Raw genomic sequence first — 24,487 nt, forward strand, 5'->3', positions numbered from 1 at the left:
TGATGGATGATGCCACCCAACCGGAGAGGTGGGGGTGGCATCGGCGTCGTTGCAGTCTGTGGAAACAGAGATCAGGTGCCGCCGTCGACCCAGACTTTCCAGACGCTTTCATTTTCCTCCAGCCAGCGCTCTGCGGCTTCTTCCGGCTCCATCTCGTCAGTGTCGACGAACTTGGCCATTTCCGCGATTTGCGGGTTGGTGAAGGAAATCTTCTTCAGAACGTCATAAGCACCCGGCCATTTGTCGGGCATGCCGTCCCAAGCGGCTTTCTTCAGGTAACCCTGGGCCGGGTTGCCGCAGTCATACAGCGCGTTCGGGTTTGGCCCGACTGCCGGATCCTTGTCGCAGCCATCGACCCATTCGGGAAACTCGACGAATTCACCTGGCCACACGGCCTCGGCAAAGTTCGGTGTCCAGTTGAAGACAACAACCGGGCGCTTGTCCTTCTCGGCAGAGCCAATCTCGGCCCAGAGGGCTGCGGCCGATCCGGCGTTGATAACGGTAAAGTTCATGTCGAGCGCTTCGACCCGTTCCTTGCCGTGCTTGAGCCAGTCCACCGGACCGTCAAGGTAACGACCCTTGTCTCCGGTTTCAGCCGTCGCGAAGAGATGTGCGCATTCGTTAAGTGCTTTCCAGTCCGGAAGTCCGGGGCAGGCATCCTTTGTCCACATCGGATACCACCAGTCTTCACGGGTGACCGCGTCGTGGTCGCCTGCATCATGCAGTCCGCCCTTTTCCAAGGCGGCGCGGAAGGATGCGCCGAATGCACCTTCCCAGACTTCAAGTTCCAGGGTCACATCGCCAAGACGAACCGATTCATAGACGGCTTGGCTGTCGGTGGTCACGAACTCGACGCTATTTCCCATAGATTCAAAGATTTGGCCGACGACGTGACTCATTACGATCTGGCTGGACCAGTTGTGAATCGGGATGACAATCGGATCGCTGCTGTCAGCGGCCAGCGACGCCGTTCCTGATGCCAAGGTGATGGCACCTGCAAGTAGAGTGGTTTTCAGTTTCATGGTGGCTCCCTGTCTGTTTGGCGGCTTGCGCCAAAACGGGATTCTGGTGATCCCGCCCGCAATTAGTTTGCCAAATTCCGCGGTGCGCTCAGAACAGAAATTTGATGGCCTCAGGCTGCATCTTTTAGAGCCAAATGCCGAAATTCATGGTTAAATCAGAATGTTGCCGAATCAAGTTTAAGGCAGCGCGGAGAGGAAGCGCACCAATGTTGAAGAAGCGGAAGCTCTTGCCACCGCTTGACTACCTGCTCGCATTCGAGGCAGCGGCCCAATTGGGCAGTTTTGCGCGTGCTTCCGAGCAGCTGAATATTTCTGAAACTGCGATCAGCCGAAAAGTTCGGTTGCTTGAACAGCACTATGATCTGCCGTTGTTCGTACGCGGGCATCGGTCGATAACGCTCACATCGCATGGCGTTGCTCTGCTGAATTCGGTGAACCAATCTCTTGATATTCTGCGAAATGCATCAGAGGGGATATTTGCCCGGCACAAGAACAACGCTGTAACTCTTGCCGCCACGAATTCGGTGGCCGCGCTCTGGCTGATGCCACGATTGCGAACCTTCCAGCGGAGCAACACGCGGGTCAAGATTATGCTGATGGCCAGCGATAGTGATGAAGAATGCCTGAGCGACGAGATGGATCTATCAATCCTGCGCGGCGATGGGGACTGGCCTGGATTTGATGCTCAGCTCTTGTTCGGTGAAACGGTCTTTCCGGTCTGTTCGCCGGGCTATCTGAAGCGAAATCCGGGATGTTCAAAACTTCGGAATCTTCCGGAAATGGACCTGATCGAGGTATCGAGCAGCCACACTGAATGGATGGACTGGCGGACATGGCTGGGACATCAGGGAATAGAGGATGTGACGCCCGAGCGATCGGCGTTTTTCAACACCTATCCGTTGTTGATACAGGCAGCGGTGGACGGGTTGGGTGTTGCTTTGGGGTGGGGGCATCTTGTCGATCATCTGCTCGAAAGCGGAGAGCTGGTGCGCCCGGTCCAGGAGAGTTATGCGCGTACCGAAAGCGGGTATTTCCTGCTTAGGAACCGCCATAAGAAGACATTTGCCGAGCAGGAAATTGTCGAGGATTGGCTGATCCGGACCAGCGAGGCGCGCAGGCGGTTCACACCCCCACGCGCCGAATGAGGGTCACGTCTGAAGATAGCTTTCGAGGCTATCGTCCAGTGCGTCTTTCCAAACCGTGTGATGCGGCGGTGCCTTGGTGCCGGTCATCGGGCTGACATAGCCGTGATCGCGGAATGTCATGATGCCCTTCTTTTTATGCTTCTTCCATTCATAGAACGCCTGATTGGCCGCTTCGATGTCAAAGCTCGGATAGTCGGTTTCGTCGATTAGCTCTTGAGTATAGGCGCCTTGATAGGCAATGCAGGCATAATCGTCGGGCAGGGCGTCTTCGTCTGCCTGCCGCCTTTGCCAGTCGGCCTGCATCGTGGCGGCGTCTGGCAAGGCGATCTTACCCATGATCGCGTCGCGGACCCACCAGGCCTGAGCGTCGAACATGTTGAATGTGAACCACTGATCCTGCATGCCGAGATAGAACAGGTCCGGATTGCCGGTGTAAACCACGCCCTTGTAGAGATCGTTTGCCGCCAGACGGTTTGCAGTCTTGAGACGCAGATCATCGGGCAGGAATGGGAAATGGTGCTTGTATCCCGTGCACAAGATGATCGCATCCGCCTCTTTCGAGGTTCCGTCGATGAAATGCGCGGTCCGGCCTTCCACCCGATCGAGCTTGGGCACTTCCTGCCAGTTGTCCGGCCAGTCAAAGCCCATCGGAGCGGTGCGGTGCGACACGGTCACCGAATTGCAGCCGTATTTCCAGCATTGCGAGCCGATGTCCTCGGCCGAATAAGAGGTGCCGAGAATGAGGATGTCTTTTCCGGTGAACTCACGGGCATCCCGGAAATCATGGGCATGCAGGATGCGGCCATTGAAGCTCTCGAACCCCGGGTAGTGGGGGACATTTGGCACCGAGAAATGGCCCGAGGCGACGATGACATGATCAAAGTTCTCGCATGTTTCGCTGTCGGTTTCTTCGTTGCGGGCGGTTACCTCGAAGCCGCCGGGTACGGCGCGAACGTCGCGGGCAATGGTGTTGAACTGGATCTTGTCGCGCACCCCGGCTTTTTTCACCCGGCCCTCGATATAGTCAAAGAGCACCGCGCGCGGAGGGTAGCTCGCGATGGGTTTTCCGAAATGTTCATCAAAAGTATAGTCGGCAAACTCCAGCCCCTCCTTTGGGCCGTTTGACCACAGGTAGCGATACATCGAGCCGTGGCACGGGTTGCCATGTTCGTCGACACCGGTGCGCCATGTATAGCGCCAGAGCCCGCCCCAATCCGGTTGTTTTTCATAGCAGACGATCTCGGGCACGTCGGCACCCTTGTCCGCCGCGGATTGGAAGGCCCGAAGCTGGGCGAGCCCCGAAGGCCCGGCCCCGATAATGCAAATACGTTTGGTCATTCAATTCCCTCCACAATTGTCTGAACACTGGTCGAAGCGGACATGCGCATCGCGCGGGTAGGCGCATAGTCATCCGAATGGTACCAATCCAGAGCCCGCTGATAGTTTGGAAACCGGATCACTACGGTGCGGTCTCCGGGTGGTGTGCCTTCATAGCTCTCGGATTTCCCACCACGAACAAGAAACTCGCCACCGAACTTTTTGACGATCGGCTGAACCATTTTCACATAATCGGGGTATGTCACCGCATCGGTCACGTTTATCTGAGCAATGACGTAACCGAAGGCCATGTCACTGCGTTCCCGATTTCGATTTGGCCCAAGCCGGTTCAAATCCCAGAACAACACTGTCGCCCGGCAAGTCCGGGTTGAACAACCGGTTGTGCGCCATTGTTGCGCGGTTCAGCGGGTTATGAGCAGAAAGTCTCCAGACTTTGCAGTCGAGCTCAAACCGTTGGGAGTAGGCTTCGAACACGAGGGTTACACGACCCGCCTCCTTGAGCTTTTCCGCCCCGGGCGATCCAGGGGGGAAGGTGGCTGTCAAAAGGTCGGAGAATTCTGACGCTTTCTGGTAATAGCTCGACGACAGGAACTGAATAGCCTTGTCGCGGCGCTGTGCCGGATCGTTGGTGCTGGCCGACATATGTTCAAGTTCCGGTGTCAACGAATAGCCGGGCGCCTTGTTGAGAACCGTTATGATGTGGCCTGCGGGTTCGGTTTCTCCTGACGGGATCACGGCAGGGGTGATTGCGTCGTCGGGCCTTCCGCTTGCATCCCGCATTGCCATCTGGCGCACCCGGCATTGCCACTTTAGGAAAGTAAGCCGGAGTGGGTGATCCGAATAACTCTGACCGAGGCTGGCTGCGACAGCGTTCATGCGACGCTCCTGTCCGTTTTTTTGGTTGCACTGTGAAATGATCGCCCGTGGGTGAGGCTGGGAATTCGGGCCGAAGTTCTGGTGACCTGTTCAAGGTCGATCCGGGCTTTAACAACGCCTGGCAGATGGCCGCCGTCGGCAAGCACTTCGCCCCAAGGGTTGACCACAAGGGAATGACCATAACTCTCGCCGCCGCCCGGGATCGGGCCGATCGCGCAGGAGGAAACGACAAAGCAGGTGTTTTCGATGGCGCGGGCACGGTTAAGGATGTGCCAGTGTGCTTCACCTGTTCGTTTGGTGAAAGCCGCAGGGCAGGTAATGATCTGCGCACCGGCACAGGCAAGATCCCGAAACAACTGTGGAAATCTCAGGTCGTAGCAAATCGTGTGACCGATCGCTGCAAACGGCGTATCGTGAACGACAGCAGCATTGCCCGGCGCCACTGTCTCGCTCTCGCGATATACTTCGTAGTCGGACAGCGCTACATCGAAAAGGTGGATTTTGTCGTAGCGACCACGAATGCGCCCCTGATCGTCGATCATCAGCCCACGGTTCAGGATACGCCCATCGGGGCCGGTGACGGCAATTGATCCGACATTGATCCAGATTTTGCGAGCCTGCGCGAACTCACATATTTCCTGCAGAAACGGATGTTCCTCTTCGGGCGCTGCGGGTGGTCTCAGCTTGTGACCGTCCGATTTCAACCCGCCGCAATACTCAGGCAGGAAAAGCATGTCCGCGCCCGCCTGAACTGCAGCCTCCGCCAAGGGGATCACCTCGTCCAAAGCCGAAGCGAAACAGGGCATCGGACGGGTTTGTAGGCATGCGATGTCAAGCGGGCGGGGCATCGTTTCAGAACTTCATGTAGGCTTTCCTGAGCGAGACCAGCGGATGCCGGTCGGACATCTGGAATTTCAGCAGGAGTTCACGCGCAATCATGTCACGGTCCTGCTGGTTGTCCGGAAGGTCAATCGTGTCGGGAATGCGCACCCAACCGTTGATGTTACGGTCAAACACGGCGGGCATACCTTCTTCGTAACCCATATGGATGTCTTCCAGCCAGTTCAGGTCGTCCCATCCCATGACTTCCATATACTTTTTAAGAAAGGGGGTGAGCCGGCCGTAGTCCGGCACCAGATTCACGTCATACCGATAACCGATATGCTGGCCGATTTCCTTTTCTCGCTCGGATTCGAGCCCGTCGGAGTCTCTGAGAAACTGGTCGACGTCCTTGATTTCGGACCCGCGATACTGTGTTCCAGCCATGTGCAGTCCTCCTTACAGGTGGTGATAGTCTTCGACGCCAACCGTATGGTTGGTGCCGGCGAGGGGAACGCCTGCCATTGCACTGGCTTCCATCGTCAGTGCGGCCAGATCTTCCGGTTCCAGCGAATGCAAGTGTGTCTTGCCGCAGGCGCGGGCAAACAGCTGCGCTTCGATCGTAAGCGTATGCAGGAAGTTGTAGACACGTTCCGCCGCCTCATCCGGATCAAGGCGCTGCCGCAGAACCGGGTCCTGCGTCGCCACACCAACCGGGCAGCGGCCTGTGTGGCAGTGGTAACAGTAGCCCGGCTCGGCCCCGATTTCCTCGGGATAGTTGGCCTCGGGGATATCCTTGTTACAGTTCAGCGCCATCATCGCCGAATGGCCGATTGCAATGGCGTCTGCACCCAGCGCGATGGCCTTGGCCACGTCGGCACCGTTGCGGATACCGCCGGCATAGATCAGGGTGATCTCGCCGCGCTTGCCCAAATCGTCAATGGCCTTGCGGGCCTGACGGATCGCGGCGATGCCGGGCACGCCTGTGTCTTCGGTTGCCAGATGCGGGCCAGCGCCCGTTCCACCTTCCATGCCGTCGATGTAGATCGAGTCGGGGTTGCACTTTACCGCCATCCGAACATCGTCATAGACACGCGACGCGCCAAGCTTCAGCTGGATCGGAATCATACCGCCGGTCGCTTCGCGGATCTCGAGGATTTTGAGTGCGAGGTCATCCGGGCCCAGCCAGTCGGGGTGACGGGCAGGGGAGCGCTGGTCGATACCGGCAGGCAGCGAGCGCATCTCGGCAACCTGGTCGGTAACCTTCTGGCCCATCAGGTGACCGCCGAGGCCAACCTTGCAGCCCTGACCGATAAAGAACTCGCACCCATCCGCCAGAACAAGATGGTTCGGGTTAAAGCCATAACGGGATTGAATGCACTGATAGAACCACTTGGATGAATACCGGCGTTCATCCGGGATCATTCCGCCTTCGCCGGAGCATGTGGCGGTTCCGGCCATGGTTGCTCCGCGTGCCAGCGCCGTTTTTGCCTCGTATGACAGAGCGCCAAAGCTCATTCCTGTGATGTAGACTGGAATGTCGAGTTCCAAAGGTCTACCGGCTCGCGGGCCAATCACCGTCTTGGTCTCGCATTTTTCGCGATAGCCTTCGATCACGAAACGGGTCAGCGTTCCGGGAAGGAAGGTCAGATCATCCCAGTGAGGAATCTTCTTGAACAGTGAAAAACCCCGCATCCGGTAGCGTCCGAGTTCGGACTTGATGTGGATGTCATCCATGACTTGGGGTGGAAAGATGAAGCTGTCGCCGATCCGGTTCACATCCCGGGGCAGCGCGGGTTTTTTAGTCGGGCTTCCGTCAGGCATTTTCTATTCCTTTTCAATCCAGTGTCGGGTGGCCCTCATGCCGCAGAGAGGTGTGGCATGAGGGGTTTCCCCGAGGTCACAGGATCAGTTTCTTTTCGTTTGGCTCGAGATTGTCGTAGTTCCACAGCTGCTTGCCGGCGACGATCTTGGTGAAATGGTCGACGCCATTGTCGGGCATCAGACCGTATTGGGTGAGTTTGCGGGTCAGCCAAGCCTTGTCGAGATCGGTCAGTTCCGCCTCGACAGCATCAACACCCAGAGACTGGATTTCACCGCCGACAAAAATTGTCCCGTCATACATCGAGTCTCCGAGGTTCTTGCCGGCATTGCCGCAGACCACCATCCGGCCGCGTTGCATCATGAAGCCCGAGAGCGCCCCGGTATCACCACCGACGAGGATTGTGCCCCCTTTCATGTCGATACCGGTGCGCGAGCCGACCGAGCCGCGGCACACAAGATCGCCGCCGCGAATGGCTGCTCCGAAGGTGGAGCCTGCGTTTTTTTCGACCACCACGGTCCCGGCCATCATGTTTTCGCCGCAGGACCAGCCAACACGCCCGGTGATACGCACGTTCGGCCCGTCGATCAGACCGGTCGAGAAGTACCCCGTCGATCCGTCGATGATCAGGTTCAACTTGCTGAGAATACCCACGCCCAGAGAATGCATACCACGTGGGTTCTGCAAAACGATGGTCCCGTAACCTTCGTCCATCAGCTCGCGCACGCGGCTGTTGACCTCGGTTGTGGTCATGTCATCGCAGTTGATCTCGGTACGCTTGTTGAAATCAACCGACGGGGCCCATGGATACTCGAACCGTTCTGTCGCGTCCGGGTCAAATTCGATATACATCGTCTTGCCGGTCAACTGTTCGGTTGTCATGCCAAGTGCCTTGACCCGGTCTTCCTGGGTCATGGCCTTGAGTTCGGCATCGCTCACGCCTGCCATACGCGGACCTCCTCATCATACGGGTCGTAAGTGTCGATCTCTTCGGGGAGGATCGCCCGGATCGCCACCTCTTCCGAGGCCATCGCGATCAGGTCGTCGCTTTCGTAGAGAACCAATGGTTTGGCCGCCATCGTGTCCTTGGCCATACCCAGTTGATCTTTGGTGGCGACCAAATAGGTGAACACACCGTCGATTTCGCTGATCGAGCGGCGCAGGCTTTCCTCGAGGCTTACGCCGTTGGCCAGATTGTGTGCGGTGTAGACAGCCAGAAGCTCGCTGTCGCAATTCGACATGAAGCGGTGGCCCTTGCGCTCCATCTCGCGGCGCATGATCCAGTAGTTCGTGATCTGGCCGTTATGCACCACCGAGATATCGTTGTAAGGAAACGCCCAATAGGGGTGGGCAGACCGGATATCGACATCAGATTCCGTGGCCATTCTGGTGTGGCCGATCCCATGGGTGCCGGTGAAATCATCCAGCCCATATAGACCGGCCACATCCGAGGCGTCGCCCAGATCCTTGATCAGCTCCAGACCATTGCCCATCGAGAGAATCTCGACGCCCTCGGTTTCCTCGATATGGTTGGCCATCTTGGCGGTGTCGCCGTCATGGCTGATGACATAGCGCAGCGAGTATTCAGTCGGGGCCAGCTTGGCCTTCACCTGAGCCCCGTGCTCGGCCAGAATGCCTTCGACGGTCGCGACACGGTCTTCGATGATGCCGTGGATGCGGCTGCCCGAATTCATGTCTTCGGCCTCCGCCACCTTCAGACGCATGATATAGTCGCCTTCGGAACCTTCGCCGTAAACCGCGTAACCGGTGCTGTCCGGCCCGCGATGCTTGAGCGCCTGCAGCATGGCAGTCATTTCACCGCCAACATTGCTGCTCTTGCCCTTGTGGATCAGTCCTGCAATTCCGCACATTGCGGTATGTCTCCTCTGGTTTGGCCGGGGCGGGGGCAGGCCCCGCCCGGCGCATCTCTGACTGGGCGGGGATTGTCCGCCACGCTGCCTGTTAGGGCAGGCATTCCATGTAGGTGTCGTTGTCCCACTCGGTGACGGTCGACATGAACCGCGCGAACTCGTCGCGCTTGTACTCATCGAACAACCGATACATCTCGCCGGGCATCCCGCGCTTGACAACTTCGCTGCCCGCCAGGTGATCCAGCGCCTCGCCAAGCGACATCGGAAGTTTCTTGACTTCCTTACCGGCTTCGATCGCCTCGTAGATGTTGCGCTCTTCCGGTTCGCCGGGATCGAGGCTGTTGTCGATGCCGTCATCCATGGCCGCCAGCAGAGTGGTGCCCATCAGATATGGGTTCACCATTGAGTCGACCGAGCGGTATTCGAACCGGCCGGGGGCCGACACTCGAAGGCCGGTGGTGCGGTTCTGGAAACCCCAGTCGGCAAAGACCGGCGCCCAGAAACCCGTGTCCCAGAGTCGGCGATAGGAGTTCACGGTCGAGCATCCCACCGCGGTCAGCGCCTGCAGGTGATGGACCACGCCGCCGATGGCTTCGAGCCCTTCTTTGCCGGGCATTTGCGGGTCGTCGTCGTCGGGCATGAAGGTGTTCTCGCCGCCCTTTACGTACATGTAGTTCTCGGCCATGCCGGGCAGGTTGTCCGGATCGTTTCCGGTGCGAACAAATTCGTCCTCGCCGCCACGCCAGAGGCTCATGTTGTGGTGACAGCCCGAGGCCGACACACCCATGAATGGCTTGGTCATGAAGCAGGCAAAGATACCATGCTCGCGTGCCACCTGAGCACAGATCTGACGGTAGGTGGTCAGCCGGTCTGCGTTGCGCAGAACATCGTCAAACATCCAGTTCAGTTCGAGTTGGCCCGGTGCATCCTCGTGATCGCCCTGGATCATGTCGAGGCCCATTTTGCGGGCATATCGGATCACCTGCATAGATACCGGGCGCAGGCTTTCGAACTGGTCGATGTGATAGCAATAGGGCTTGGAGAACCCGTCGCGCGGTTTGCCGTTCTCGTCGAACTTTAGCCACATCATTTCCGGTTCGGTGCCGATCCGTAACTTGCGGCCATGCTTTTTCTCAAAGGCCTCATGCATGCGACGCAGGTTGCCGCGGCAATCGGCAGTCAGATATGCGCCGGGATCCACCTTTTCTTCACGGTTTCTAAACAACGTGCAGAAAAAGCGGCCGATCTGAGGGGCCCAGGGCAGTTGCATGAATGTCTCGGGTTCCGGAATGCCGACAAGCTCGGCAGCCTCGGGGCCGTACCCCAGATAGTTGCCGGCCCGATCGGTGAACAGGTTGACCGTGGCGCCGTAAACTAGCTGAAACCCCTTCTTGGCGACGCTTTCCCAGTGGTCGGCCGGAATGCCCTTACCCATGATTTTGCCGGTGACAGAGACAAACTGAAGGTAGAGATACTCAATACCCAGTTCGTCGATCATCGCGCGAACTTCGCGGATTTTCTCGTCTCGCCCTGGCGCTTCCACAAATCTTTCAAGGTCCATTTCGGCCACGCTTAGTCCTCCCAAGTTGTTCAGATGCCCGGCGGGTTTTCCCGTCCTCGGCGTGCGGTTGTCAGCTCCACGGATAGGGGCTGTTGGAAACCGGATGCAGCTCGCCTTTTGCAAAGCGGTCAAAGCGGAACGGTTCCAGTAGCTCTTGAGGCTCGCCAAGAACCTCGTCGGCAATCAGGTGTCCAACGCCAAGCATCTTCCAGCCATGATTGCTGTCGGCAATCACTGTCGCGTTGTCGTGGAAATGATCGAAGATCGGGAAGCTGTCGGCGGTAAAGCAACCGATGCCGCCTGAAGCTTCGCGATGATATTTGGGCATGGTGCCCTCATAGCGCTTCTGGCAATGTGCCAGCGCCGAGACCCACATATGCGCGAACTCGTCAGAGGCCACGAATTCGGGGCTCGACGGGCCATAAGGGTCAATTTGCACCTTGTCGAACGGCGTATCGACTTTGTAGGGCGATGCGCCCCCCTGAATACCGCCGAAATGCCAGTCGGGTTTATAGTAGATGCCCCACATCTCATCAGTCACAAGACTGCCGTCCACGGTGGACATCAAAGGGGCGTCCGTATCCACATGAATGACCGGAGGCAGGGAACCGTCGTCTGCCTTGCCCATTTCCGGGTCAAGAAGCAGAACGCCTTCCTCAAGCTGCCAGTAACGCCACATATCGACGTCTTCGTGAACGTCGCCAGCCAGATCCTTGACCGTGATGTGCGAGGGCAGACCCAGCATGTCCCAGAAATCGCGGACCCAAGGGCCGGCGCCGATGATCAGCCGTTCGCAGGTGATCCGTCCCTTGTCGGTTTCAACGGCCTGAATGGATTTCGATCCGTTTTCGCTCACCAGCTCCTGCACGGTCACGCCTGTGAGGATGCGGACCCCCAATTTCTCGATCTTGTCGGCCAGCGCATACATGGTTTTTGTCTGGTTCGAAAAACCGCCACGCTTTTCGTGCAGCACGCTGGTAATGTTTTGGGCCTGCCAGTCGTCGAAAATCCCTCGCATGTACTTTGCGGATGCGTTGGCGCCTTCGATGAACACGCTTTCATAGCCAATTTCGCGCTGTTCGCTAAAGATCTGCGCCACGTCGTCGCGCATCGCCTCGCAGCTAATTTGCATGTAGCCAACAGGATGATAGGAAAGCCCTTCCGGATCACTTTCCCAGACGTCCACAGAATGAGCCATCAATCGACGCATAGCAGGTTGAAAGTAGTTGTTTCGAACCACGCCGCAGGCAATGCCCGAGGCGCCGGCGGCGATACCTGTCTTGTCGAGGATCGCGATACGTCCTTCGACCTCTTCGCCGCGCGCGCTCAGCTGCTCCGCCAGTTTCCAAGCTGTCGATATGCCATGGATGCCTGCGCCGATGATCAGGAAATCGACGTGATTGGGGAAGGCCATTCGTTTCTACTCCCTGTCGTGAGCCAGTTTTGGACCGGCTACTTCTGTTCGCATGCAAAAGCATGCCGTCCGAGATCCAAAAATCAACCTATTTCTGAACCAATTTGGTGAGATCTTGAAAATGGATTTGTTTTGGTTTAGTTTTGGATTAATGGGTCGGAGGTTTTTATGAGCGGCAAGAGAATGGGTTCGGCCGACATTGCGGCGCAGCTGAGGCGCGAAATATCTAAAGGTGTCTATAGGTTACACGACAAGCTGCCTGCCTCGCGCAATCTTGCAGACGGGTATGGAGTTGCACGCAATACGTTGCGGGATGCTTTGGCTCAGTTGGAAGCCGAAGGTTATCTTGAAACGCGCCCGGGCAGCGGAACTTACATAACTTACAACGAAGATCAATCTGACATTGCGCCACTAGAATCAGCCAATCCGCTGGAGCTCATCGATGCGCGATTCGCCCTAGAGCCTCACATTTGTCGTCTGTGTGTTTTGCACGGAAGTCGTCAGGATTTCGATCGACTGGAGGCGCTTTGCGATCAGATGGACCGCGCCGCGAATGATGCGGTGGCATTTGCGGAAGCGGACACAAATTTTCACAAGGCGCTGGCCGCAACAACGGGAAACAGCCTGCTGATCTGGGTGATCGACCAGATCAATCAGGTGCGGTCACTGGATGAATGGACGCGTATGCGGCGCTTGACGCTCGATGAGGCGATCATCGCGAAATACAACGCTCAGCACCGCCAGATCCTGAATGCGATCCGGTTAAGAGAGCCCGAGCGCGCAGCAAACATGATGAAGGAACATCTTGAGACTGCCCGGCTATCTCTGACGCGAGCGGCCGAAACCTGAGTGGCAATGCAAAAGAGGGCGGGCGAGCAGCAGCTTGCTGACGTTATGCTTGCGCGGCGGTTTGTAGCCAGTTGATGTAGATCCGTTCCGCCATAGTGTTGAATTCACTTAATTGTTCGGCGACAGCTGCCTCCATGGTAGCAACGCCATCGGTGCCGAGCTGATTTACAAGGGCGGCCCGGTATTCTTCAATCTCAGCCCAATTCGCGACCGTGTCCGGCTCGACTTCGACATGAAACTGTGCCGAGTAGGCCCGCGTGCCCCATTTCATCGCCTGAACAGCGCAAGCAGGTGAGGTCGCAAGACATTGGGCCCCGGCTGGCATTCGGGTCACTTCTGCCGAGTGCCACTGCAGGCAGGGGAACACTTCGGGCAGCCCGTCAAAGAACACACCCGTCGCGCCGGCTTCTGTCAGTTGAACATCCATGACGCCGATCTCGGGTTGCTGCGACGGGGCAACGGTTCCGCCAAGTGCTTCAGCCAAGAGCTGGTGTCCCAGGCAAAGACCCAGAAACGGCAGGCCCTGCTCCTCTACTGCTTTGCGGATAAATGCTTTTTCGTTTGCCAGCCAAGGGTGATCTGCCTCCTGCCAGACATCCATTGGCCCGCCCATAACCCACAGCGCCTCGTAGCCATCAAGCGACGGAAGTGTCTGTCCCTTGTCCAGTTCGACAGCATCCCATTCATGACCGTCTTCGACAAGAAATTCCCGAAAAATACCGGGATGTTCGACTTCGGCATGCTGCAGGACCAGAATTTTCATTATTAGTCTCCCCGACGTTTGAAATACCTATCTGCGGAAGCGGGACGGCGGTGCACCGTAGAGATCCGCAAAGGCACGTGTGAAGTTCGATGAACTGGCAAAGCCAGTTGCGAACGCGATGTTGGTTAGTGACAAAGACGAATTTCGAAGCAGGTTGTGACCGGTTTCCAGCCTGAGTTGGCGATAGTAACGCATGGTGCTTTCACCGGTTTTCTCTCGAAAAACGCGATTGAGCTGTCGTGGCGTGACGCCGGCCAGATCAGCCAGCTCATCCAGCGAAAGCGGGTCCGCGATATGGTCCTCCATCGCGGCAACTGCGTTGAGAACAGGAGGGGCCGTTGTACCCACCCGTTCCACCAGCCCGCCGCGCTGCGGGTCTGCTGCTGGCCGCACGTCGGTATGCAAGAACCAATCGCTGACCAGACGGGCAAACAACGCCCCGTGATGCTTGGTTATCAGTGCATGGGCGAGGTCCAGTGGGGCAGTGCCGCCGCCACAGGTCACCCGATCCCGGTCGATGACATAGAGTCGGCGTTCTATCATCAGGTTCGGATCCACCTCAGTCAACGCAGGTGCATGTTCCCAGTGTACGGTCATACGGCGGTCCTGCATCAGCCCGGCCCGAGCCAATATGGCTGGACCGCCTGACACACCCCCCAGTGTTACGCCTCGCCGGGCCATCCGGCCCAGCCATCGAAACAGCGCGGGGTCGCGCAACGACATCGGATCGCCGCCGGCAATGACCAGAAGCAGATCCAGATCAGGCTCTTCTCCGATCTGCATATCCTTCGAGATTTCGGCGGCGCCCGAACTTTGAACAGTACCGGCGTGAGAGAAGTGGCTGACCTTATAGAGGTCGCCGCGTCCCAACAGATTCGCGGCCCGGAATGGCTCTACCGTGCATGAATAAGACAGTAGAGCAAAGCCGGGAACTGGGACAATTCCGATCCGAAAGCTGTTTGCAACTGAACCAATTTTGTCCATTTTTGGAACGCTACAGTCCAAAAACGGGAAGTCAAGCGTGCAAAAGGTTGAAATCCTAAGCGCCATCGAACTCTGTGGAAAAGCGGATGCGTTACTCAGCTCTAAAAGTTCTGACTCAGGGCCTGACAGGAAACCGTGGGTGGAAACCGGTTTGGCGGGAACCCGAACCGAAACGGGAATACGACGTCGTCATCGTGGGTGGCGGCGGGCATGGGCTGGCCACGGCCTACTATCTCGCCAAGGAATTCGGCGTCACCAACGTTGCGGTTCTGGAAAAGGGCTGGATAGGGTCAGGCAATGTGGGGCGCAATACGACGATCATCAGGTCGAATTACCTGCTGGAGGGCAATCAGCCGTTCTACGAACTGAGTCTGAAATTGTGGGAGGGGCTGGAGCAGGACTTCAACTACAACGCAATGGTGAGCCAGCGCGGGATCCTGAACCTGATCCACAACGATCCGCAACGTGATGCCTTTGCCCGGCGCGCCAATGCAATGCGATTGTCAGGGGCGGACGCAGAGCTTCTGGACCTCGACGGTATCCGCAAGATGTGCCCGTTTCTGGACTATGAAAATGCCCGCTTTCCGATACAGGGTGCGCTCTGGCAGCCTCGTGGGGGAACGGTCCGACATGATGCGGTGGCTTGGGGGTATGCGCGTGGCGCCGACAGTCGCGGTGTCGACATTATTCAGAATTGCGAAGTCAGCGGTTTCGAAATGGAAAATGGCATCTGCAAGGGAGTGGAGACTTCCCGTGGTGCAATCCGCGCCAAAAAGATCGCTGTCTGCGTGGCGGGTTCGTCGTCGAGGGTGATGGCGCAGGCAGGGATGCGGCTGCCGATCGAAAGTCACGTTCTTCAGGCTTTCGTCTCCGAAGGGCTCAAGCCGGTCATTCCGGGGGTGATAACCTTTGGGGCCGGCCATTTCTATGTCAGCCAGTCCGACAAGGGCGGGCTGGTCTTTGGCGGTGATATCGACGGCTACAACACTTACGCGCAGCGCGGGAACCTCCCGGTGGTCGAGGATGTCTGCGAAGGCGGCATGGCAATCATGCCCATGATCGGGCGGGCGCGGCTTTTGCGGATGTGGGGTGGGGTGATGGACATGTCGATGGATGGATCCCCGTTTATCGACAAGACCGATATCGGCGGGCTCTATTTCAATGGTGGCTGGTGCTACGGCGGGTTCAAGGCAACACCGGCCAGCGGCTATTGCTATGCCCATCTGCTGGCCACCGACCGTCCGCACGAGACCGCAACCGAATACCGGTTGGACCGGTTCCGGCGCGGCGTTCCGATCGACGAAAAGGGCCAGGGTGCCCAACCCAATCTGCACTGAAGGGAGTTCGACATGATCATCAACCACCCCCTTCTTGGTCCAAGGGACGCAGCCGAATTCGTCTACAAGGGCGATGCCAGCCTGATCGACCGGCCTGATGGTATGACAGACGATCTCGACAGGTTTCACGACTATCTCTACCTGAGGGACAACCCGGCAGGTGAGCATCGTGAACTCTGGTATCACGAGCAAGGCGATCGGTCCTGGCTCGTGGTCACGCGGAACACCCTGACCCATGACATCACCAACGTAGAGCTTGCGCGGGACGTCGCGCGCAGCCGGGGGAGGTCGCGATGACCCAGACAAATCGGATCGCCGAAGCCCGGGTCGACCGCAGCAAGATCTTGGGGTTCACCTGGAACGGAAAGCCCATGCAGGGGCATCCCGGCGATACCCTCGCCTCGGCGCTGCTTGCAAATGGCGAGCGGTTCGTGGCCCGTTCCTTCAAGTATCACCGGCCGCGCGGTGTCTTTTCCGCAGGATCCGAGGAGCCTTCGGCATTGGTTCAGTTGCGGCGCGGGGCATCTCAGGAGCCCAACACCCGCGCCACGGTTGCCGAATTGTTCGACGGGCTCGAGGCGACCAGTCAGAACCATCGAGGCTCTCTGGAGCGCGATCTGTTGGCTGTTAACGACTGGCTGTCACCGTTTCTGTCAGCCGGTTTTTATTACAAAACCTTCATGTGGCCCAAAGCGTTCTGGGAGAAGCTGTACGAGCCGGTAATCCGTGCGTCTGCCGGACTTGGCCGATTGTCGATGGAGCCGGACCCGGATGTCTACGATCATGGCTTCCTGCATTGCGATCTTCTTGTGATCGGAGCTGGCCCTGCCGGGTTGGCGGCGGCATTGGAAGCGGGCAGGGCGGGGCTGAGAGTGATCCTCGCAGATGAGGATTTTCTGCCCGGCGGGCGACTCAATGCCGAAACGCACGCAGTAGCGGATCAGCCCGGACATATCTGGGCAGAACAGGCGGCTGCTGAACTCGCGGCGATGGGCAATGTTCGGCTTATGACCCGCACCACGGTTTACGGCGCGTTTGATCATGGCATCTATGGCGCGCTTGAACGGATGACAGACCATCTGCCGGTTTCGGATGGCAAACCGCGGCAGGTGCTCTGGCGTATCTATACCCGCCGCGCTTTGGTAACGGCCGGCGCAACCGAACGGTCGATCGCATTTGGCAACAACGATCGCCCCGGGGTGATGCTGGCGGGTGCGGTCCGCGCTTATGTGAACCGCTGGGGTGTAGCTCCGGGGCGCCGTGTGGCCGTGTTCACCAACAATGATGACGGTTGGCGAACGGCGCATGACCTGAAGGCCGCAGGGGTCGAAATAGCCGGGGTTATCGACACACGGGAGTCCTGTCCTGCACTGGACGGGGTGCGGAGCCTGCGCGGCAGGCAGATCGTTGACACACGCGGTCGCAGCAAAATCGGCGCCCTAATTCTTGACGATGGCACAGTGGTCGAAGCCGATTGTCTTGCTGTTTCGGGTGGTTGGTCGCCCAATGTACACCTGACTTGCCACCAGCGCGGCCGTCCGGTTTGGCGAGATGACATCGTCGGCTTCGTGCCCGGCGGAGACCTGCCTCCGGGCATGTCAGTGGCGGGAGCGGCCAATGGAACGCTGACCCTTGGGGCGGCCTTGCGCGATGGACATGACAGCGCAGCAAAAATTGCAGCCGAACTGGGCGCGACCCCGTCCAAGGCCGAGGCTCCGGGCGCGAGCGATGAGGCAAGTGACATCACTCCGTTCTGGCATGTGGGGGCCTCCAGGCGCCGCGCTTGGGTTGACCTGCAAAATGATGTGACCACCAAGGACGTGAAGCAGTCACATACCGAAGGATTCCGCTCAGTCGAACACCTGAAACGTTACACCACCTTGGGCATGGCAACGGATCAGGGGAAAACTGCGAATGTGCTGGGGCTGGCCATTTTGGCAGAAGCCAGCGGCAAGACCATTCCCGAAACCGGCACCACAATCTTCCGGCCGCCTTATTCTCCGGTGCCGATGGGCGCCCTTGCAGGTCGAGCGCGAGGCAAGGACTTCCGCCCGTATCGGCTGACTCCGTCGCATCGTTGGGCCGAGGAGAATGGCGCCGCTTTCGTTGAGACCGGCATGTGGTTGCGGGCGCAATGGTATGCACGTCCCGGCGAGAAGGGATGGCGGGACAGTGTGGATCGCGAGGTTACGATGACCCGCAATTCTGTGGGTATTTGTGATGTGACCACGCTGGGCAAGATCGACATTCAGGGCCGCGACGCGGCCGAGTTCCTCAACCGCATCTACGCTAACGCTTTTGCCAAGCTTCCAGTGGGCAAGGTCCGTTATGGATTGATGCTGCGTGAGGATGGCGTCTGTTATGACGACGGCACGACCGCGCGGTTCTCGGAAACGCATTTCGTGATGACGACCACAACGGCCAATGCGGTGACGGTGTTCCGCAACATGGAGTTCGCACGTCAGTGCTTGTGGCCGGACCTGGACGTGCACCTGATTTCGACCACAGATGGCTGGGCGCAATTCGCGGTGGCGGGGCCAAATTCGCGTGCGCTGCTGCAGAAGGTGATAGACGATACAGACCTTTCCAATGATGCGTTCCCCTTCATGGCCTGCGCCGAGATCACCGTCTGCGGCGGGACGCCTGCGCGGCTGTTCCGGATCTCGTTTTCGGGTGAGCTGGCCTATGAGATCGCGGTTCCGACCCGATATGGCGATGCGCTGGTGCGCGCTTTGATGGAGGCCGGAGAAGAGTTTGATGCTACCCCATATGGGACCGAAGCTCTTGGCGTAATGCGGATTGAAAAGGGTCATGCGGCAGGCAACGAACTGAACGGCCAGACCACAGCGGCGCAGCTGGGGTTGGGAATGATGGTGTCCAAGAAAAAGGATGCCATCGGCTCCAAGCTGTCCGAGCGAGAGGGGATGAACACTGCAGACGATCTGCGTCTGGTGGGTTTTCATCCGGTCGACAGGTCGGTGCAGCTGAACGCCGGCGCGCATTTCCTGAACCGCGCCGACCCCGAGGACATGGCCCATGATCAAGGCTGGATGACTTCTGTCGCATGGTCGCCGGAGCTTGGGCATTCCGTTGGTCTGGGCTTTCTGAAGCGAGGCAAGAAACGCATGGGCGATGTGGTGCGCGCGTTTGATCCCGTCCGTGGCAAGGACACGCTGGTTACTGTCGTTTCGGCCCATCACATCGATCCTGAAGGAGAGCGTCAACGTGGGTAGTCTGATCGCAACACCTGTATTGGGCACAGATCCGATCGAGATTGGTGCCAATAGGATCACGCCGCGCCCGGATCTGGCAATGGTCTCGGTCGCGACGCCACGCGGCAGCGAGACCGAGCTGGCTGCGGCTCTTAAGTCCGGTTTCGGACTGGATGTGCCTGATGCAACCGGATCCACGCAATCCGACGACATGTTTGCGTTGCGGATGACGCCGGATCAGATCCTGCTTGTTTTCTCGGCAACCGACCTCAGCGCAGAAGGATTTGTAAAGTCAAAACTCGGCGGGGCTGGGTACACGACCGACCAGAGCGATGCCCTGATGGTGCTTGATCTGGACGGGCCGCTGACCCGCGCGGCACTGGAACGGCTATGCCCGGTGGATCTGCACGACAACGCCTTTCCTGTCGGCGCCAATGCCCGAACGATCATGGAGCATATGGGCGCCACGATACATCGAGTGTCAGAAACGGAATTTCGGTTGATCGCGGCCGGGTCTTCGGCGCGTTCATTCCTGCACGCCGTTGAGACATCATTTCATCTGTTGCCTGAGGCCTGACAGGGCTTTTTAACACTTCGTTCCGAGTCCGAACCAATTAGAACGCGCCCTCATTTTCGGCATGAGGGGGCCTACATGTGTTTGGCGAGGGAGGCGGAGGGACGGCCGGTTTTTGACCAAAATGGCTATTGACTAATTCTGGAAATCAGCCCACCCATTGAATGATTATTCAACAAGTTTTGGCGGTGTTCACGTTGGAATTTCACCTCTTCCTGTCAGATGTTGGCGAAATGTCAATTGGCCGTGATCGCCCGTTCAAGTGACGAACAAACAGCTCTAGACCGGAGATCCCAATGACCCGCGACCCGCGCTATGATGTCTTGTTCCAGCCAATGAAGATCGGGCCGGTTGTTGCTCCGAACCGCTTCTATCAGGTGCCGCACTGCACCGGGATGGGATGGTTGCGGCCGAGAACACTGGCTGAAATGCGCGCGGTAAAGGCCGAAGGCGGCTGGGGCGTCGTCAACACCGAATACTGCTCGATCCACCCTAGCTCGGATGATACGCCGCATCCCTGTGCGTCGCTTTGGAATGACAGCGATATTCGTGCGCATCGGCTGATGACCGACAAGGTGCATGCACATGGCAGTCTGGCCGGGGCAGAGCTGTGGTACGGCGGGATCCGCACCACGAACCTCACGACGCGCGAAGTGCCGATTGACCTTGCGAGCTTTCCCAACTCGGTTGGTCATCCGTTCCAGACCCGCGCGATGGACAAGTCCGATATCCGCATGTTTCGGAACTGGCACCGCAAAGCCGCGCTGCGTGCGCGGGAGGCCGAGTTCGACATCGTTTACGTCTATGCCACCCATGGCTACATGATTTCGAACTTTCTCAATCCCGGCCTCAATACTCGCGGGGATGAATATGGCGGCTCGCTAGAAAACCGCGTCCGCTTTGTGCGCGAATTGATCGAAGAAACCAAGGAGGCCGTTGGTGATCGGTGCGCCGTGGCTGTTCGCTTTTCTGCCGATGAGGAAATCGGCGAAGATGGCAACCCGATCTTTGGTGACCGCCGAGAGATGTTCGAACTGCTTTCCGATTTGCCGGACCTGTGGGACATTAATATCGCCGACTATTCGCTTGAGATGGGCGTTTCACGCTATGTGAAAGAGGCCGCACTGGAGCCCTATATGAACTGGGTAAAATCGGTCACGAGCAAACCCGTGGTGACCGTCGGCCGCTTCACGTCGCCGGACGCCATGGCCAGCCAGATCAAACGAGGCATTACCGACTTCGTTGGCGCCGCGCGCCCGTCGATCGCCGACCCGTTTCTGCCGCGCAAGATCCAGAAGGGTGAGGTCGACTCGATCCGAGAATGCATTGGCTGCAATATCTGCTATGCTGGCGACAGTTTGGCCGCGCCGATCAGGTGCACCCAAAACCCCACCATGGGAGAGGAGTGGCGCAAGGGCTGGCATCCCGAGAAGATCCCGCCCAAACACGCCGAGGAGAAGGTGCTGGTGGTCGGCGCAGGTCCGGCCGGCCTGGAGGCTGCCCGGGCGTTGGGGCAGCGCGGCTATGAAGTGATGCTGGCCGAAGCAGGTCGGGAATTGGGAGGGCGGATCACTCGCGAAAGTGCCCTTCCGGGAATGGGCGAATACGCACGCGTCCGGAACTATCGCGAGCAGAGCATGTTCGAGATGGCAAATGTCCAAGTGTTTCGTGAAAGCCCGCTTGGTGTGGAGGATGTGATGGCGGTGGAGGCCGACCATGTGGTCATTGCCACCGGCGCAAAATGGAACCGCACCCGCTTCGACTGGAGCTGTTACCGGTCTGTTGCAACCGAAGACAGCGATGCGAAGCTATTTACGCCCGATGATATCATGGATGGCAATTTGCCGACCGAGGGGCCGGTGCTCGTTTATGACGAAGACGGCTACTACATGGGAGGCGTTGTTGCGGAAACTCTCAAGAAATCCGGGCTAGAGGTTGTACTTGTCACTCCTGCAGACACGGTTTCAGCCTGGGCCGAGGAGACGTCGGAGCGCTGGCGGATCCGCACGCATCTGATGAAACTCGGAATTGGTATCGAACTGTCTCACGGGTTGGAGTGGTTCGACGGCTCTTCGGCAAAACTGATATGCGAGTACAGCGGCAGTTCACGGGAGGTTCCGGCGGCATCGTTGGTCATGGTGACGCAGCGCACCCCGAATGATGGCCTGTATCGGGATTTGTTGGTTGCGGTAGACGGCAACAAGGATCGCTTGCCCTTTTCTTTAGAGAAAATCGGTGACTGCGATGCACCTGCCATCATTGCGGCTGCCACCTATGCCGGGCATCGCTATGCGCGTGAGCTTGGAAACCCATACGATGTTGAGCAGATGCGCCATGACCGTGTCGATGTCGGGGAAACATCTGATGCACCAACCAAGGCTGAACCTTCGAAGGAGTATCTCGACACCCTGCGCAACTACTACGAAGAAGAGGTCGAAGGCGAAGCCTATTTCGAAGCCATTGGCTGCCGCAGGGCATCACCTGACGAGCGGCGCAAAATGACGCGCCTTGCCGAAATTGAGATCTTTACCGCAGAGGCTGTCCGTCCATTGATCGACAAATATGGAATATCGACCCGCAGCCGTGAGGAATTGCTGCTTTCGGGGCGGGATCAGGCCGATGAAACTCCTGAGCAATGGCAGGATCTGATGAATGAAATGCTTGCGACGTTTCCTGAATACATTGACGAATTCCTCAAGCTCGAGGCCATGGCCCCGCCGGAAGATCTACCTCGGTTGAAACTCTTGACTGAACATGAAGTGGCGGCCATCGAATTTCTTGAACGGGAATCCACGGGCCGGGCTGATAGCGAAGCGCCTTTGCTGACATTTCTGGGTCGATGCTCCTGAGATCGTGGGCTTGCCGTTTGGCGGCTGGCCAGAGGAGATACCCCCGCAACCTGAAAGGCGGGCTTTCGATTAACCTGCGTCGATGGCCTGCCGCATCCAGCGTTGCAGGTACATGACGGGATGTTCGGAGTTCACGCCGCCGCAGGGATCAATCACCAAGGGGCCAGGGCGGTAACCGCGCGACCCGAGCCCGCGCTGGACGGACTCCACCAAGTGAATATCCTCCTCGACCGTCGTGTGGCGGTCCTGAAGGGCCAGCTGCCTGACTTTTTCGTCCTCCGCGCCGCCAACAGAGTACCAACCGCGCCAGACAATCACGTTCTCGGCGTCAACCGCGCGCCAATGGTATGTGTTCAGTAAATTGCCGGGGTACACCTGAAACGAGAACATGGGCCAAAGGAACCAGCTGGAATACTGGTCATGGTGATCAAACCCCGAATGAATGTCATAGCTCATGTCATCAAGGCTCTGGCATTCGGTGGTATGACGCAGACACATGCCTTGCGGTTGAATGTCATAAGTTTCCGGCCGGACTACACCATTGGAAAAGGTCGGGTGGTTAAGTGAGCAGTGGTAGCATTCCGAGTAGTTTTCGACGGAAACCTTCCAATTGCACTTTTCGTGGATTTCGACCCACTCCAATGGCCTGAGTTCAGCCCAGTTTGGCACCCATTCCTGCAGTTCCTTTCGACAGTTCGGGAACCAGTCTTCCATCGGTGGCGCAGCCGGATCCAGATTGACGAACAGGAAACCCAGAAACTCCTCGGCCCGAACCTCGGTAAGGCAGATGCCTGACTTGTCGAATCCCTCGACCGCGCCGATGTTCGGCCCGGCCCTGAGCTCACCGGTCAACTCGTATGTCCACGCATGGTAGGGGCAAACCACCACGCGGGCCGAGCCGGAACCACTGACAAGCTGATGCGCTCGGTGCTGACAGACATTGTAGAAAACGCGGATTTCGTCGTCCCGCCCCCTTATCGCAAACAGGCTTTCTCCGGCAATCTCGAAGGTCTGGTAGTCACCCGGCTTCGGCAGGTCGGACGAATGGCATCCGAATTGCCAAGTTCGTGCCAATAAGCCTTCGATCTCGAGCCTGAACACTTGCGGGTCGATGTAGTATCTGGCGTCGAGCGACCGCACCGGTTCGTTCATTTCGTCCCCTCGTGATAGAGGCCAAGTTGATGCCGTCGTTTGTGAAAAGTTTCGACCCGCTCAACGATTTCGTCGCTTGCAACAGCAATCACGAAGGAAAGCAGAGTCTCGAGCAGGGCGATGATACTCACGGAGGAGGGAAAGAACTGCGGCGTGTCCACTGACACCACAAATCCGTGATCGGAAACGCGAACAATCGGGCTGGCACGGCTATCGGACAATGCGATGATCGTCATTCCCTGCTCTCGTGCGATTTCGACAGCCTCGACAACTTCTGTTCTGAAGGGTTTGCAAGTCACCGCAATCAGAACATCCCGCTTGTCTGCCCACGCAAGATCATCCACTGGCGTCGAGCCGGGGCGCGGTATGGCATGAAACTCGGTCATGCCGGTCGAGGCCAGGTATGTGAAATTTCGCGCAACCGAGTTGTTTACCCCGACGCCCAAAGTGAAAACGCGCCGGGCGTTCCAGATAGCCTCGGCTGCGGACTTTAACTCGTCCGTGGAAATTCCGGCAAAAGTCTCTTCGACATTTGCCAACACGTCGCGCACCATATCCGCATAGAGCCCGCCTAGATCGCCAGACTTGCGTATGTCCTGCAACCAGCGGGCGCGATCGGGGAAATCTGCCGCCCCCCGCCGGATCGCTTCGCGGAACGGGGCCCGAAAGTCTTCGTAGCCTTCGAACCCGACCTGCCGGGCCATCCGAACCACTGTGTTCGGTTTCACATTGGCCGCTTCGGCGATCTCTCTCACGGTTGAAACACCTACGTCGCGCGGGTTTTCAAGCACATAGGTGGCAGCCTTGCGTGCCTCGGGGGTCAGGTCTGACAGCTCGCCAGCCAGCCGATCCAGAATCAAGTTTGATACATTTGTCCCAATCATAATTGACGATGGTAG

At 58.0% G+C, this 24,487-nt stretch carries 22 protein-coding genes; 7 read left to right on the plus strand and 15 right to left on the minus strand.

Features of this window, described 5'->3' with window-relative positions; all coding sequences use genetic code 11:
* Positions 1-71: 71 nt before the first annotated feature.
* Positions 72-1,022, minus strand: coding sequence for an ABC transporter substrate-binding protein (locus tag ACP15U_RS16410; protein WP_425046236.1), 951 nt, complete (start codon positions 1,020-1,022; stop codon positions 72-74).
* A gap of 206 nt (positions 1,023-1,228) precedes the next feature.
* Here ACP15U_RS16410 and ACP15U_RS16415 point away from each other — a divergent pair, with 206 nt between their 5' ends.
* Positions 1,229-2,167, plus strand: a complete 939-nt coding sequence (locus tag ACP15U_RS16415) for a LysR substrate-binding domain-containing protein (protein ID WP_425046237.1) — start codon at positions 1,229-1,231, stop codon at positions 2,165-2,167.
* A 3-nt stretch (positions 2,168-2,170) separates the two neighbouring features.
* Here the strand turns inward: ACP15U_RS16415 and ACP15U_RS16420 are convergent, their stop codons facing one another.
* The 10 genes from ACP15U_RS16420 to ACP15U_RS16465 form a co-directional block, all read right to left on the minus strand.
* Entirely contained in the window at positions 2,171-3,505 is a 1,335-nt protein-coding gene (locus tag ACP15U_RS16420; RefSeq protein WP_425046238.1) for an NAD(P)-binding domain-containing protein, read from the minus strand.
* Positions 3,502-3,795 carry a DUF1330 domain-containing protein gene (locus tag ACP15U_RS16425; protein WP_425046239.1) on the minus strand — a complete coding sequence of 98 codons (294 nt, stop codon included), beginning with the start codon at positions 3,793-3,795 and terminating at the stop codon, positions 3,502-3,504. The genes ACP15U_RS16420 and ACP15U_RS16425 overlap by 4 nt, the downstream gene beginning before the upstream one ends.
* A gap of 1 nt (position 3,796) precedes the next feature.
* On the minus strand, positions 3,797-4,381 hold the full coding sequence (locus tag ACP15U_RS16430) for a hypothetical protein (protein ID WP_425046240.1): 585 nt from the start codon (positions 4,379-4,381) through the stop codon (positions 3,797-3,799).
* Positions 4,378-5,229 carry a carbon-nitrogen hydrolase family protein gene (locus ACP15U_RS16435; RefSeq protein WP_425046241.1) on the minus strand — a complete coding sequence of 284 codons (852 nt, stop codon included), beginning with the start codon at positions 5,227-5,229 and terminating at the stop codon, positions 4,378-4,380. Before ACP15U_RS16435 ends, ACP15U_RS16430 begins: the two co-directional genes overlap by 4 nt.
* A gap of 4 nt (positions 5,230-5,233) precedes the next feature.
* Entirely contained in the window at positions 5,234-5,647 is a 414-nt protein-coding gene (locus ACP15U_RS16440; RefSeq protein WP_425046242.1) for a hypothetical protein, read from the minus strand.
* A 12-nt stretch (positions 5,648-5,659) separates the two neighbouring features.
* Positions 5,660-7,024 carry an FMN-binding glutamate synthase family protein gene (locus ACP15U_RS16445; RefSeq protein ID WP_425046243.1) on the minus strand — a complete coding sequence of 455 codons (1,365 nt, stop codon included), beginning with the start codon at positions 7,022-7,024 and terminating at the stop codon, positions 5,660-5,662.
* Positions 7,025-7,100: 76 nt separating this feature from the next.
* Positions 7,101-7,970 (minus strand): GXGXG motif-containing protein, encoded by an 870-nt coding sequence (locus ACP15U_RS16450; protein ID WP_425046244.1) that lies wholly within the window; start codon positions 7,968-7,970, stop codon positions 7,101-7,103.
* Positions 7,958-8,893, minus strand: coding sequence for a glutamine amidotransferase (locus ACP15U_RS16455; RefSeq protein WP_425046245.1), 936 nt, complete (start codon positions 8,891-8,893; stop codon positions 7,958-7,960). Before ACP15U_RS16455 ends, ACP15U_RS16450 begins: the two co-directional genes overlap by 13 nt.
* 91 nt (positions 8,894-8,984) lie before the next feature.
* A complete protein-coding gene (locus ACP15U_RS16460; RefSeq protein WP_425046296.1) occupies positions 8,985-10,454 on the minus strand; it encodes a glutamine synthetase family protein in 1,470 nt (489 codons plus the stop codon).
* Positions 10,455-10,524: 70 nt separating this feature from the next.
* The gene (locus ACP15U_RS16465) at positions 10,525-11,868 is read right to left on the minus strand and encodes an NAD(P)/FAD-dependent oxidoreductase (RefSeq protein ID WP_425046246.1); all 1,344 of its coding nucleotides are present in this window, start codon (positions 11,866-11,868) and stop codon (positions 10,525-10,527) included.
* A gap of 168 nt (positions 11,869-12,036) precedes the next feature.
* On the opposite strand from ACP15U_RS16465, the gene ACP15U_RS16470 reads away from it, so the two are divergent.
* Positions 12,037-12,717 (plus strand): FadR/GntR family transcriptional regulator, encoded by a 681-nt coding sequence (locus ACP15U_RS16470; RefSeq protein ID WP_425046247.1) that lies wholly within the window; start codon positions 12,037-12,039, stop codon positions 12,715-12,717.
* Between the two features lie 43 nt (positions 12,718-12,760).
* Here the strand turns inward: ACP15U_RS16470 and ACP15U_RS16475 are convergent, their stop codons facing one another.
* Both ACP15U_RS16475 and ACP15U_RS16480 read right to left on the minus strand, forming a co-directional pair.
* The gene (locus tag ACP15U_RS16475; RefSeq protein WP_425046248.1) at positions 12,761-13,480 is read right to left on the minus strand and encodes a type 1 glutamine amidotransferase; all 720 of its coding nucleotides are present in this window, start codon (positions 13,478-13,480) and stop codon (positions 12,761-12,763) included.
* A 27-nt stretch (positions 13,481-13,507) separates the two neighbouring features.
* Entirely contained in the window at positions 13,508-14,464 is a 957-nt protein-coding gene (locus ACP15U_RS16480) for a GlxA family transcriptional regulator (protein WP_425046249.1), read from the minus strand.
* Positions 14,465-14,550: 86 nt separating this feature from the next.
* Between ACP15U_RS16480 and ACP15U_RS16485 the strand changes: the two genes are divergently transcribed.
* The 5 genes from ACP15U_RS16485 (at position 14,551) to ACP15U_RS16505 (ending at position 22,436) form a co-directional block, all read left to right on the plus strand.
* On the plus strand, positions 14,551-15,801 hold the full coding sequence (locus tag ACP15U_RS16485; RefSeq protein ID WP_425046250.1) for a sarcosine oxidase subunit beta family protein: 1,251 nt from the start codon (positions 14,551-14,553) through the stop codon (positions 15,799-15,801).
* A gap of 12 nt (positions 15,802-15,813) precedes the next feature.
* The gene (locus tag ACP15U_RS16490) at positions 15,814-16,098 is read left to right on the plus strand and encodes a sarcosine oxidase subunit delta (RefSeq protein ID WP_425046251.1); all 285 of its coding nucleotides are present in this window, start codon (positions 15,814-15,816) and stop codon (positions 16,096-16,098) included.
* Positions 16,095-19,034 (plus strand): sarcosine oxidase subunit alpha family protein, encoded by a 2,940-nt coding sequence (locus ACP15U_RS16495; protein WP_425046252.1) that lies wholly within the window; start codon positions 16,095-16,097, stop codon positions 19,032-19,034. Before ACP15U_RS16490 ends, ACP15U_RS16495 begins: the two co-directional genes overlap by 4 nt.
* A complete protein-coding gene (locus ACP15U_RS16500; RefSeq protein ID WP_425046253.1) occupies positions 19,027-19,590 on the plus strand; it encodes a sarcosine oxidase subunit gamma in 564 nt (187 codons plus the stop codon). Before ACP15U_RS16495 ends, ACP15U_RS16500 begins: the two co-directional genes overlap by 8 nt.
* Positions 19,591-19,883: 293 nt before the next feature.
* On the plus strand, positions 19,884-22,436 hold the full coding sequence (locus ACP15U_RS16505; RefSeq protein WP_425046254.1) for an FAD-dependent oxidoreductase: 2,553 nt from the start codon (positions 19,884-19,886) through the stop codon (positions 22,434-22,436).
* A 69-nt stretch (positions 22,437-22,505) separates the two neighbouring features.
* Here ACP15U_RS16505 and ACP15U_RS16510 read toward each other — a convergent pair whose 3' ends face one another.
* Together ACP15U_RS16510 and ACP15U_RS16515 are read right to left on the minus strand one after the other, a co-directional pair.
* Complete coding sequence (locus ACP15U_RS16510; RefSeq protein ID WP_425046255.1) at positions 22,506-23,588, minus strand: aromatic ring-hydroxylating oxygenase subunit alpha; 1,083 nt, start codon at positions 23,586-23,588, stop codon at positions 22,506-22,508.
* A complete protein-coding gene (locus ACP15U_RS16515; RefSeq protein ID WP_425046256.1) occupies positions 23,585-24,472 on the minus strand; it encodes a MurR/RpiR family transcriptional regulator in 888 nt (295 codons plus the stop codon). The genes ACP15U_RS16510 and ACP15U_RS16515 overlap by 4 nt, the downstream gene beginning before the upstream one ends.
* Between the last annotated feature and the right edge of the window lie 15 nt (positions 24,473-24,487).

The sequence above is a fragment of the Primorskyibacter sp. S87 genome (genome assembly GCF_049801055.1).
Classification (GTDB): Bacteria; Pseudomonadota; Alphaproteobacteria; order Rhodobacterales; family Rhodobacteraceae; genus JBNAGF01.